The sequence below is a fragment of the Methanobrevibacter sp. genome, from assembly GCF_045126245.1.
In the GTDB taxonomy this organism is placed as follows: Archaea; Methanobacteriota; Methanobacteria; order Methanobacteriales; family Methanobacteriaceae; genus Methanocatella.
In genome coordinates this window covers 1-12,217 of sequence record NZ_JBGVOG010000089.1, presented here as the reverse complement: position 1 = coordinate 12,217, position 12,217 = coordinate 1, and the positions used below count along the sequence as shown (strand labels likewise).

The window sequence follows — 12,217 nt, the reverse complement described above, 5'->3', positions numbered from 1 at the left end:
TTCAATATCTTCTTTTGAAATCTCCATAAAATCTTCAGACATAAATAACTCCCCATTTATTATTTGGTTTTCAACCTTTAAAAAATTTTTATTAATAATAAAATCCATAATAAAATTATGGAGCCGGAAGACATACTTGTTGAGCTGAGAGGATTAACACCACAAAAAGAGATAACAAAAGATGACTTAATGATAATACTTAAAAAATATGCTCGATTAATCTCAGTATATGATTTAATGCTAGCTTCAGCACGTATGAGAAAAGACGGAGAATTCGTTCATGCGAGCTATCGTGAAAAATACCTTGAAATCTATATAAAATACTTTTTATTGCGCATGAAGGAAGTTCTTGCAAAAGATGACTATGACCATTCAGCCATTGACAAAACATCTTTTGATGAATCGATTCCAATGCATGAGAGAACCTTTGAAAAGGAAAGGGAAGAAACCTTCGGAACACATGACGACAAATTCCCCTTAATTTATGTGATTACTGCATTATATACAACATTTATCCTTGAAGAGCCAATACACCCTGTTGGAAGTGAATTCCCAGGCAATTTAAAAGTGGAAAAAAGAAATGGAAAATACTTATGTCCCGTTAAAGACAATCAAAAAGACAATGCCAATGCTGTTTGCCACATGTGCCTTGCCGAGCAAACCCCCGACATTTAGTGAGTTGATTTTATGAATATCTGTCTTTATGGTTCTGGAAGTAGAAAAATAGACAAAAACTACACCGATGCGGCATATGAACTGGGATGTCAGATAGCTGAAAGAGGCCATACATTGGTTTTTGGTGGAGGAGACACCGGAATGATGGGTGCATGTGCAAAAGGAGTTCATGACAATAACGGCTCATCAATCGGAATTGCACCCAAATGGATCAATGACTTTGAACCTTTATGTGAAAGATGCAGTGAATTCATCTATGTCGACACAATGGATGAGCGAAAAAACAATTTCCTGAAATATTCCGATGCATTCATAATCTCTCCCGGAGGAATTGGAACATTGGATGAATTTTTCGAAATTATAACCCTTAAAAAGCTTAAACGACATGACAAGCCAATAATTGTCTTCAACATTGATAATTTCTATGACAAGATGCTTGAAATGATTGATGAAATGGCTGAAAAGGGATTTTTATACAAACAAGAGGAAATTTTTCATATAGCAAATTCAATTGATGAGATATTTGACTATTTAAGATAAATCGAAAAGTGGTGGGACAGTGATAAGCGAAAAACAAGCCCTTGAAATAGCTGAAAAATTGGAAAATGCAAATGACATCGACATTAAAGAAACTATTGAAAGGGCATCTACCGCAGGATATTTGGGTGAAAAACATTTTTACTGTACTGTAATTGAAGATGGCGGATTTACACATACGGTTCCTGAAATATTGGGAGACAGATACAAATCAATACCCCTGGACAATTTATATTATGACATTATCTCAAAAGCACTTGACCATGACGGCATTTACATTTCACTAGCTTATTCAAGCCCCTACATCAGATTGCCCGAAGAGGATTGTTCTGAAGTTTGTGAATATGATGAATATGAACTGGATTTTGGTGAAATTGACAAAGAAGATTTATACTTGCTGGAATACGGGCTGATTAGCTCAGAAGAGGGAAAAATATTTAGAATATATGCTGAAGAAGGAATTTCCGGTCATGAGCCTACAGAAGATGCGGGGATAATGATAAATATTATTGGCGGAGAGTACAAAGCATATTTTGCGCTAAGGTCAACTGATCAGTGCATGTCCAGCTTTATGATACTTCCATTCAGTGCAGACTATCCTAAGGAACATCCGCTGTCCTTTAAAAATCCAATAAATAGGATGCTGATTGAGATGATTGATAAGGTAATCATATTAAAGGATTAATATTATTCTACTTCACAATGCCTCAGGATATCCAAAAACATGCAAAAAGATTGCTAATAAAAAAAAATAATATCAAAAATAAGAAAAAAAGATAAAAAAAATAAGAAAAATCTTATTTTTTAATTGAAGCTATTGCACTTTGTGCACCTTGTTTTACATAACCTGATTCATCATCAAGCAACTTTTCAAGTGCAGGAATAGCTTTTTCATCATTTAAGTTACCTAAAGCCCAAGCCGCAGCCCCTCTAACTCTCCAATCTTCATCGTTTAAAGTTTCAATTAAAGGATCTACTGCAGGTTCACCCATACGACTTAATGCGGTTGAAGCTTCTCTTCTAACTAGTTTATTGTTATCTTTTAAAGTTTCAATTAAAGCAGGAATAGCTTTTGGGTCACCAATAGCGCCCAATAAAGTAGCAGAATGCAATCTAATTTGTTTTTTCCTGTGAGATAAAGCATCAATTAAAGGATCCACTGCTTCATCGGCTCTTAATTCCAATTCACCCATAACATCTTCAACAACAAAATCATCTTTGTCGTTTAATAAATCAATTAACTCATCGATACTTCTTTCCATTTTAATCCCCCAAAAATTCTATAAGGAAATCTATTACTAAATTTGTAATTAATATAATATTATACTTTGTTTTATAAAAATATTTCGATAGTATACGAACAAAATTTTCTAATTACTATTAAATAGCATAAGACCAATATTATAAATATACGAACAAATTGTATCAAGTGAAAAATAATGTATAATATTGCAATAATAAGTGGAGACGGAATAGGTAAGGAAGTAATGAATGCTTGCGAGTACCTGCTCGATAAACTAGATTTGGAATTTAGTTTCAAGTATGGTGAAGCGGGATTTGAGTGCTTTAACAATACTGGAACAACACTGCCTGAAGAGACAATAAAAATAGCAAATAAAAGTGACGCAGTGTTATTTGGAGCATCAACATCCACGCCAGGCCAGCCTAGCCCTATTATCAATTTAAGAAAAGAACTTAACGTTTACGCTAATATCAGACCTATAAAATCCTATAAAGGAGTTAACTGCATACGAGACGATATTGATTTTGTAATAGTGCGGGAAAATACCGAAGGGCTTTATTCCCAAGTGGAATACGGTGATGAAAATCAGATGATAGCAGAACGCCACATTACCAGAAAAGCCTCCGAAAGGATTTCAAAAGCTGCCTTCAACCTATGCATTAAAAGAGGACAAAACAAGGTTACATGTGTTCACAAAAGCAATGTGTTAAAAAAGACCGATGGCGTGTTTAAGGAAAGCTTTTATAAGATAGCTGAAGATTATCCGCAAATTGCCACTGAAGATTATTATGTTGATGCAATGGCGATGTATCTGATTACCCAACCTCAAAATTTTGAGGTCATCGTTTCAAGCAACCTATTCGGAGATATACTTTCAGATGAAAGTGCCGGTTTGGTAGGCGGTTTGGGGCTTGCACCATCAGGAAATATAGGCGACCACAACGGCTTATTTGAACCTGTTCACGGATCCGCACCAGATATTGCTGGAAAACATGTCGCAAATCCATGTTCCATGATACTGTCCGCTTCAATGATGCTTGATTATTTGGGAGAATGGGAAATATCAAATGACATTAAAAATGCTGTTGAAAAAGTGATTGCTGACTGTAAAATAAGGACCCCTGATTTGGGAGGGGATGCAAGCACAATAGACATTACAAAAGCTATTGTAAAGGAGTTAATATAGATGATTAACATTACAACATTTCTCGACGCGAATTCAAAAAGACTTGACAAAGACGTATTATATAATCCTACAACAGGAAATAAATTTAATTCAAGCGAAATATTATCAATTGTTTCCGAAATTGGAAGAAATTTAAAAGAATTGGGAATCCAAAAAGGAGACCGAGTCTTGATTTATTTAAATAACTCCGAAGAATACTTATTTTCACTTTTTGCAATATGGAGAATTGGTGCAATAGCCATACCTGCAAACAGAATCTTTACTGCAGCCGAACTTGAATACATTATAAGCGATTCAAATGCGAAACTAATGATTAGCGATGATGACGCCAAAGACATAATCGACATTGAAACTTACATTCCTAAAAACATATCACAATTTAAAAATTGCGATGTATTGCCTGCTGAGAATACAGATTGGGATGATTTATGCCAATTGCAGTATACTTCAGGAACAACCGGAAAACCTAAAGGGGCAATGCTCACTCATGGAAATTATTTTACTGCAATCCACAACGAGTGTGATGTGTTGACCTTAAAACAGGACGACGTTTATCTGGGAATTTATCCAATGGCCCACGTTGGCCTTTCATGGTCCATTGCCGCATTAAGGGCTGCGGCATATTATATTTTAATTGAACAGTTTAACTTAGACGAATATTTGGATTTATGTGAAAGCGAAAAGGTTACCGTTTTGACTGGAATGCCCCCTGTAATACATTCCCTAACTACAATGGATAAAAGACAACAGTTAAAAACCGTTCGTGAAATCATTTCCGGTGGAGGACCATTACATAAAAAGATTTGGAAGGATTTTCATGAAACTTATGGAATTCCAATCATCAATGCATACGGACTGTCCGAAACAATTGTAATTGGAACCGGAACTGTAATCAGACCTGAAGACTACAGGGAAGCCGACAGATTTGAAAGTGTAGGCCATCCAGTCTGTTTTTCAGAAGTCAAAATCGTTGACGAAGACAACTCCAATAAGATTTTACCCCAATATGAACAGGGTGAAATTGCACTTAGAGGCCCTGCAATAGCCAAAGGTTATTGGGGAAATGCTGAAAAGACCAAATCCTCATTTTTAGATGACGGTTGGTTTTTAACAGGAGATATCGGATACCTTGATGAGGATAATCGTTTATTCATTACCGACAGGAAAAAAGATATGATTGTAATGAGCGGATGGAAAATTTATCCAACAGAAGTGGAAGAGGTCTTGATCAAATATCCTGCAGTAAAAGAAATTGCCATTTTTAGTGTAGATGATTGTCACAGAGGAGAAATTCCGGTAGCTGCAGTCGTTTGGGAAAATGAAAACGACAGCGAAGGTTTACTTGAATATGCACGCGAAAACCTCTCAAGATATAAGGTTCCACGTGAAATTTACGATTTGGATGAACTACCGAGGGTAAATGGTTGGAAACTGCTCAGACGGGAATTACGCCAAATGTTTAAAAAATAAAACTCAAGCGATGAAAAATATATCTAAAGAGCATCGATTATACATTCACTTTCATCATCACGACAAAAATATGTGGGGATCCTTTTTAAAAACAAGTTTTGAATAGTTAGTGTGCATAGTCAAGGTCAGTACTAGCAATCACAACTATCCCAAAAATCCATCTCAAATCTACTCGCGCAGCTTTAAAACCCCTTTCTTGCTGACTATTCTATCAATTCCAGAGTTCTTTATCATTCTGAAACATATCGGACAAGGTTCCGCATCATCTATTTCAACCCAATCCCCATCATCATATTTTTCTCCAGCAAGATAAATTGTTGAGCCGAGCATTTCATTTCTGCTTGCACTGATCATTGCATTCTGTTCCGCGTGTACTGAAAAGCAGTCATTGTAGTTTCCGGAATTGGATGGAAGGTTCATTCTTTGACAGTCCCCTCTATCACAACAGTTTTCCTCTCCTCTAGGATTTCCGTTATAACCTGTACTGATTATCTCATCGTTATTGACAATTACTGCTCCGTATCGCCTTTTTAAGCATGTGCTTCTTTTTGATACGGCAAGTGCAATTGCAGTATAATACTCATTTTTACTCATACGATTTGCATTATTCTCGTTTATAGACTCTCCATTTGCCATACTATATCTCCTTGCCTCAACAATAACTGTTTAAGAATTAAACTAAATAGAATAAGTTTATTTTTGAATAATTATTTATAAATCATGGTTCCGATGCCATCAGTAGTAAAAATTTCCAAAAGCAATGAGTGTTTTTTGCGCCCATCAATAATGTGACATGATGTAACACCATTTTCAATGGCTTTAACGCAGGTTTCGATTTTAGGAATCATACCTCCTGAAATAACACCTTCTTCAATTAAACTGGGAACCTCATCGATTCTGATTTTTTGAATCAATGAGTCAGGGTCTGAAGGGTCTCTTAAAACACCGGGAACATCAGTCAAAATGATTAACTTTTCAGCACCCATAGCACTTGCAACTTCTCCAGCCGCAGTATCCGCATTTAAATTCAAACTGGTCCCGTCCTTTGAAATACCGACAGGGGAAATAACAGGAATATAATCATTTTCTATAAACATGTCTAATAAATCAGTGTTGATGCAGTCAACTTCACCCACTAAACCCAAATCAACAAGTTCTTCATCGATTTTTTTAGCTTCCGTTTTATGAGCAAATATCAAACTTGAATCTTTTCCGGACAGGCTTATTGCATCACCATCATGTTTAATGAGTTCTGATACAATTTCAGTTGATATCTTTCCAACAAGCACCATTTCAATAATTTCCATGGTTTCCTCATCGGTAACACGAAGTCCCTTGATAAATTTAGGTTCTTTTCCTAATTTATCCATTGATCTGGATATTTCAGGACCTCCACCATGAACAATAATTGGTTTCATACCTACATATTTGAGTAAAACAGTATCGCGAGCTGTAGATGACTTTGCTTCATCATCCACCATGGCATGTCCGCCATATTTAATTAAAATTTTTTCATTATGAAACTTTTTGATATAAGGTAAAGCTTCAATTAAAACATCTATATCTTTCATTTAATCACTACAATAAATATTTTATTTAATCATTTATAAAAGTAAGTGTATGGATGAACTTGAAAAATATCTTCTTGGGCTTGGAGTGAGTAAAGTAGGTTATGCTGATGTAAACGGATTGGCCAAAGATTTTGTTGACTTGCCTTATGGAATCAGTCTTGTTTTGAAATTGCCCAAAGAGACCATACAGTTAGTTGAAAATGAAGATTATCCAGAATATTGGAAGAGCTTTCATGCCAAAATTGCCGAATTGACAAAAATTGCTCTTAAAGGAGAGGAATTCATAAAGTCCAATGGTTACAATGCATTTGCCCTAACCATGCAGAGAAACGAATGCGATATGGAAAAGCTATTGAGCATCTTGCCTTACAAGACAATAGCTACCAAATCAGGGCTAGGTTGGATTGGCCGTTCAGCATTATTTGTAACCCCCGAATACGGCTCAGCAGTTGTGCTTGGTGCGATATTGACCGATATGCCCCTTGAGCTTGGAACACCAATTACAGATTCGGAATGTGATGACTGTGAGAACTGTCAAAATGCCTGTCCTGTAAAAGCAATCAATCCCCAAAAATGGAATGACCGATTAAATAGAAAAGACATTATTGACATTGAAGCATGCAGCGAATACATTATTGACCAGTATAAAAACGGATTGGGCTGTACAAAGTGCATAAGCGAATGCAAACTCACACAGGAGTATTTGAAAAAATAAACCATATAGCATTAGATTTGACTATTAGCTAGCAGATTGAAGAAATTGAATAAAGAAAACCTGCCGAAAAGATGCGGTAATATCCCATAAAAAAAACTTTATCTGATCTGCTTCAATTGGTTCTTACTTGTTTTTAATGTGTTTGAAAAACAAATACGCAAGACATATTTACATAATTAATAAAAAAATAGAAAAAATGAGTAATTAGATACCCATTTTAAATTTAAACCTGTATTCCTGGTTTACTATTTCCATTCCTTCGAATGAACCATTTAAAATATCTGCAACTTTTTGTAAATCACTTGCAGTTATTTCACTACCATTAGCGATTGGAGAAAAGAATGTAATCTCATCATCAGTTATTAGGTAGTTTAGAAGTTTTGTGTTTTCTTTTTGGTATTTTTCAACAATAGCTAAGATTTCTTCTTCAACGGATTTATCAAGGTTTGTCATTTTTATCACCTTTAAAGGTAATTAACCCAGATACTATTTATACTTTGCTACATTGTTGATTCGAATAAATCTGCAACATCTTCCAGCAAGTCTGGAATTTCTAATTTTTGAGTGCAGATTTCCACACAGGATTCACAGTAAGTGCATGCGGATGCAGGTGCATTGACCGCAGCAGTGGTTCCATAGATTGCATATAATGAAGGCAACGAATACATTTTTTCACTGTTGTACAACTCAAAATAATCCGGAATCGGAATTCCTTCAGGACACTCCTTAAGACAATAACCGCAGTAGCTGCATGGAATTGCAATAAGTTCCTTGATTTTTTCGGCCATGGACAATGCAAATTCAATTTCCTCATCGTTTAATGCAGTGAACGGTTTGAATATTTCACAATTCTCCTTCATTTGGTCAATATTTCCCATACCACTTAAAATGACTTTTACATTCTTCGGAGTTGCCGCAAAACGAAGCGCCCACTCAACCAAACTCATATCAGGATTAAATGCTTTAAATTCATCTTTAATATTGTCCGGCAAGTTAAATAAGGTTCCGCCTTTAATAGGCTCCATAACAATTACATCAACGCCATATTTTTCGCATACTTCATAGCACTTTCTTGATTCCGTTAGTTGGCTTTCCCAATCGAGATAATTGAGTTGCAGTTGAACAACATCCAACATATCCCCATACTTTTCAAGCACCTTTTCAAGCAAATCTGCCTTGTCGTGATAACTGATACCTATTTCACGGGCAATGCCATCTTCCTTCATCTTCCTGATATACTCGAATGTATTGCATTTCTCAGCAACGGCCAGAAATGCTTCATTGATATTGTGAATCAGGAATACGTCAAAGTACTCGACACCTAATCTTTCAAGCATCTCATCAACATACTTCTGATTATCCTCTTCACTCAAAAGCAGCCATGTAGGCATCTTATCGGCTATTTTAAATGAATCTCTTGGATATTTTTTAACCAAGTATTCTCTAAGTCCAATTTCTGAAGAGCCGTCATGATATGCATATGAAGTGTCGAAGTAGTTAAAACCCTGGCTCATATAATAGTCAATCATTTCCTGATAGTTATTGTTATCCACTGAGCTTTGATCGTTTTCATCGACCAAATCCAGCCTCATCGCCCCAAAACCAAACATTACATCTTCTGCCATAATTAGTCTCCATCAATAATAGTTGGATAAATATCTATTGAGAAAAATATTTAAATGTTGCTACTAACAACAAATATGCCTGTTAAAAAACACCATAAAACTAAAGTATAAACAGACAATCTCTCAAAAACAGGCATGTAAATGTTTCCCATATTAAAAAACATCACCCAAAATGCGATTAAACCTATGATGCCTAAAATAAGAGTAATAATTTGATATTTTTCAAATTTCGCCATCGATCTGGAAATTAAAACCAATAGGATGTTTCCGCCCAAAATTGCCATGACCGCACCCAATGTGTGATAACCTGACGTTAGCGGATTTCCTCCATGTATCAGACCGACAATAATGACTCCCAATGAAGCAATAACCGCCAAAATATACAGAATGAATTTGTTTTTAACAATATAGTCTTTAAACTTATAAAAAAAGCAGAATAGCAAAGTTATGCCTATTAAAATAAATCCCGAATTCATCAGCCAGAACAATGGGGAATTGCCGTTGGGAATTCCGAGCTCTGAAATTGTATGGAAAATATATGTATTTAATAGAGAATATTTAAAAAAAGTTGCGGAAATAGCTTCCGCTAACAAATAGTACAGACTGCCAGCAATTAGAATGAATCCAGCAACTTTATTTCTCATAATCTAAATTCCAAATTTTTTATCGAAGTACTTTTCCCTTAAATCAAGGTTAATCTCTTCGATGTCTGCACCAGCCATTGCCTTTTGTAAAATCTTATAGCAGGTCTTTTTAGGTACAGTAATATTCTTAATATGTGATTTAGCCCAAATTCTGTCAAATCTTTTCTTTAAGCTTCCAAAGTCCAATTTTTCTGTAACATTTTTTAAGTTAATTATATTCGCATAATTCACAATGTCATATTTTGCATAGCTTTGTGAATCCAACATTATCGGGTTTAAACCTAAAATATACCTCTGCAAATCATAATCCAGGAATGATTCATAATCTCCGTCATACGCATAAACATGAGCCTTTGCGGATAATGCATCGATGAATATTAAAAACTGATTGTTCATTAATGCATAGGACAATATTTCATCACAGAACTTATGTGCAGTTTGAATTGAACTGTCACCAGCCTCTTTTACATAATTTTCATAATCTTCAAATCTGAATGCGACAAGCGCAAACATGTAGAGGTCAATCCATTCATTTTCAGCCAAAAATTCCTTTGCCTTGTCAGTTAATTCATAATCTCCAGAAAGTGAACCCTCATTTAAAACCGGCAAAATCCTTTCAACAAGTTCCTGTTTTTTACCGGAAACCTTTAGGCCGTTTTCTTTTAAGAGTTCTTTTAAATCAGCGACTTTATACTTTTTGGATATTTCCTCTGCGGTTAAGGCTCCGCTTTCACCTTCAAGATAACCTTCACTAACCAGATAATCTATACAGGCCTGTCCGGACTCGAAAGTTCCGAAATTACCTTCATTTAGAATATCTTCAAGTTCATAGCCACTGTTTAAAAAATTTAAAACGTTAAACACTTCTAATTTTTGTTCACTCACTTAAACACCCTTTATACTTGGTTAACAATACCATAAAGTTACCAAATGTTATACATAAGCTTCCAATCAAGAAAGCATATAAATTTGAAATGAATATCAATATTATAGCCATTCCGATGAATGTAAACATTGACATTAGTATAATATCTTTTTTAGTTAATTTAATATTTTGCCTATAATACTGCTTATTTGCCATGATGGAAAGATAGAAAACAATCAATGATGCAATCATCAACCCGCTTGAAAATGCAGGATTTGCCTCACCGCTGTGAATCAACTCCAAAGCAACAGTCACCAAATTAATGCTTATCACTATAAAATAATGGCTAAACATTAATCTTAAAGACCTATCGACCCTGTGATGCTGCATCAGTCTGTGAATTTGAATTACATATGATCCGAACATTGTCAAAACAATGAAAAATACCAAAATCGGGACAAAATTGAAGTTTGATGTATCAAAGAAATGTGTCAGGCCGACGATAGCTTCACCGAAAGTGATGATAGTCAGCAGCTCAAAGCGCTCAACCAGATGCGGAAAGCTTATAATGCTTTCATCAAACTTGCCTCTGATGAAAAATGGTAGAAACGCACCTGTCAAAACAGCAACCACGTTTATCCAAATCACATATCGGGACATGTTGAAAAATATTGACAATAAGGCTATTACATAAATTGTACAGACAACAGACAGAATTGTAATGGAATTGCCTGCCGCTCCAACCATCGATTTTTCCTTACAAGCCTGAATTGAATACAGCGCAACAACGATCAAAAGCAATATCAGCATTGCAAGATCAAATGGAAAAGCCATTGAAGCCCAGTCATGGGAAATCGTATTTGCCATGTAAATCACGGCAATCATATTCACGCAGGCCAGGACATAGTCATACCACTTCCACTGCCCATACCTATTGACATAGTTTGTGAAGTAAAGCCAAGCCTGCAGGATTACAAAAGAAGTAATCAAATATGCAAAAAAGTTATATGGCGGAACTATTCCCCCGATAGGCTCTGAGATTAGAGCGGTCAATTTGGATATTGCATATACAAAAATCAAATCGTAAAACAATTCAATTAACTCAACGGGTTTTACTTTTACATCCATTCAAATTACCAAATAAACAGTTGATATTGAATTATTTATTTTAAATTATTTTTATAAATGTTGGTCATGACAACAAAAAGAAAAAAAATAAATGGATAGAAGCATTTTATGCTTTCCATCAAGTGAAGTTGACTGCATGACCTATGCGTTAATTTCAATTTCCTTAAATGTATAGAAATCATAGAACTTAGCCATTACAATTAATTTGCCGCCAGTTAATGGCATCAATTCGGCATATAACTCATTTAAAGTTTTTTCCTGAATTAAAACATTCAAATTAGGAGTTAGGACAAATGACAGGAAGTCAATATCATAAAGCTCGCCATCAAAATGATTTCCATTATTGAGATAGAAAGCCACATCCGCCACTATAATAGGCTTGCTCTGATTATAATCAACATAAACATCCAATTTTAATTTTAAAGGATTGGAGTCAACCTCGTGATAATTCGGTATAAACACCGGCATCCACTCAATTAACTGATCATTGCTTGAAGTCGGATTGATTCCTCCCCAAAAGTTATTGTTGACTTTTGGATAATGACCGCAGTTATATAC

15 protein-coding genes are annotated in these 12,217 nt (G+C 35.2%); 6 read left to right on the top strand and 9 right to left on the bottom strand.

Annotated features, from left to right (window positions below):
- Positions 1 to 117 precede the first annotated feature (117 nt).
- Genes ACJMLZ_RS06925 through ACJMLZ_RS06915 form a run of 3 tightly spaced genes read left to right on the top strand, consistent with a single transcriptional unit; the run spans position 118 to position 1,897 of the window.
- Positions 118 to 675, top strand: a complete 558-nt coding sequence (locus ACJMLZ_RS06925) for a DUF2115 domain-containing protein (protein WP_405304869.1) — start codon at positions 118 to 120, stop codon at positions 673 to 675.
- Positions 676 to 687: 12 nt separating this feature from the next.
- Positions 688 to 1,215 carry a TIGR00730 family Rossman fold protein gene (locus ACJMLZ_RS06920; RefSeq protein ID WP_405304867.1) on the top strand — a complete coding sequence of 176 codons (528 nt, stop codon included), beginning with the start codon at positions 688 to 690 and terminating at the stop codon, positions 1,213 to 1,215.
- Between the two features lie 19 nt (positions 1,216 to 1,234).
- Positions 1,235 to 1,897 (top strand): hypothetical protein, encoded by a 663-nt coding sequence (locus ACJMLZ_RS06915; RefSeq protein ID WP_405304865.1) that lies wholly within the window; start codon positions 1,235 to 1,237, stop codon positions 1,895 to 1,897.
- A gap of 112 nt (positions 1,898 to 2,009) precedes the next feature.
- On the opposite strand, the gene ACJMLZ_RS06910 is transcribed toward ACJMLZ_RS06915, so the two are convergent.
- Positions 2,010 to 2,474, bottom strand: a complete 465-nt coding sequence (locus tag ACJMLZ_RS06910) for a HEAT repeat domain-containing protein (RefSeq protein WP_405304863.1) — start codon at positions 2,472 to 2,474, stop codon at positions 2,010 to 2,012.
- 177 nt (positions 2,475 to 2,651) lie between these two features.
- Here ACJMLZ_RS06910 and aksF point away from each other — a divergent pair, with 177 nt between their 5' ends.
- Together aksF and ACJMLZ_RS06900 are read left to right on the top strand one after the other, a co-directional pair.
- Positions 2,652 to 3,641, top strand: coding sequence for a homoisocitrate dehydrogenase (aksF, locus tag ACJMLZ_RS06905; protein WP_405304861.1), 990 nt, complete (start codon positions 2,652 to 2,654; stop codon positions 3,639 to 3,641).
- Entirely contained in the window at positions 3,642 to 5,111 is a 1,470-nt protein-coding gene (locus ACJMLZ_RS06900) for a class I adenylate-forming enzyme family protein (RefSeq protein ID WP_405304859.1), read from the top strand.
- A 168-nt stretch (positions 5,112 to 5,279) separates the two neighbouring features.
- Here the strand turns inward: ACJMLZ_RS06900 and ACJMLZ_RS06895 are convergent, their stop codons facing one another.
- Positions 5,280 to 5,747 (bottom strand): deoxycytidylate deaminase, encoded by a 468-nt coding sequence (locus tag ACJMLZ_RS06895; RefSeq protein WP_405304857.1) that lies wholly within the window; start codon positions 5,745 to 5,747, stop codon positions 5,280 to 5,282.
- Between the two features lie 71 nt (positions 5,748 to 5,818).
- Positions 5,819 to 6,682: an acetylglutamate kinase gene (argB, locus tag ACJMLZ_RS06890; protein WP_405304855.1), complete on the bottom strand. Its 864-nt coding sequence runs from the start codon at positions 6,680 to 6,682 to the stop codon at positions 5,819 to 5,821.
- A 49-nt stretch (positions 6,683 to 6,731) separates the two neighbouring features.
- Here argB and ACJMLZ_RS06885 point away from each other — a divergent pair, with 49 nt between their 5' ends.
- The gene (locus ACJMLZ_RS06885; RefSeq protein WP_405304854.1) at positions 6,732 to 7,397 is read left to right on the top strand and encodes a hypothetical protein; all 666 of its coding nucleotides are present in this window, start codon (positions 6,732 to 6,734) and stop codon (positions 7,395 to 7,397) included.
- 204 nt (positions 7,398 to 7,601) lie between these two features.
- Here the strand turns inward: ACJMLZ_RS06885 and ACJMLZ_RS06880 are convergent, their stop codons facing one another.
- The 6 genes from ACJMLZ_RS06880 to ACJMLZ_RS06855 form a co-directional block, all read right to left on the bottom strand.
- Positions 7,602 to 7,850, bottom strand: a complete 249-nt coding sequence (locus tag ACJMLZ_RS06880) for a hypothetical protein (protein WP_405304852.1) — start codon at positions 7,848 to 7,850, stop codon at positions 7,602 to 7,604.
- 47 nt (positions 7,851 to 7,897) lie between these two features.
- A complete protein-coding gene (locus ACJMLZ_RS06875; protein WP_405304850.1) occupies positions 7,898 to 9,022 on the bottom strand; it encodes an aldo/keto reductase in 1,125 nt (374 codons plus the stop codon).
- A 50-nt stretch (positions 9,023 to 9,072) separates the two neighbouring features.
- Positions 9,073 to 9,666 carry a DUF998 domain-containing protein gene (locus ACJMLZ_RS06870; RefSeq protein WP_405304848.1) on the bottom strand — a complete coding sequence of 198 codons (594 nt, stop codon included), beginning with the start codon at positions 9,664 to 9,666 and terminating at the stop codon, positions 9,073 to 9,075.
- A gap of 3 nt (positions 9,667 to 9,669) precedes the next feature.
- A complete protein-coding gene (locus ACJMLZ_RS06865; protein ID WP_405304846.1) occupies positions 9,670 to 10,551 on the bottom strand; it encodes an SAP domain-containing protein in 882 nt (293 codons plus the stop codon).
- On the bottom strand, positions 10,544 to 11,659 hold the full coding sequence (locus ACJMLZ_RS06860; protein ID WP_405304844.1) for a low temperature requirement protein A: 1,116 nt from the start codon (positions 11,657 to 11,659) through the stop codon (positions 10,544 to 10,546). Before ACJMLZ_RS06860 ends, ACJMLZ_RS06865 begins: the two co-directional genes overlap by 8 nt.
- Positions 11,660 to 11,800: 141 nt before the next feature.
- Positions 11,801 to 12,217 (bottom strand): hypothetical protein (locus tag ACJMLZ_RS06855; protein WP_405304842.1); only part of this gene is annotated, 417 nt, incomplete at its 5' end.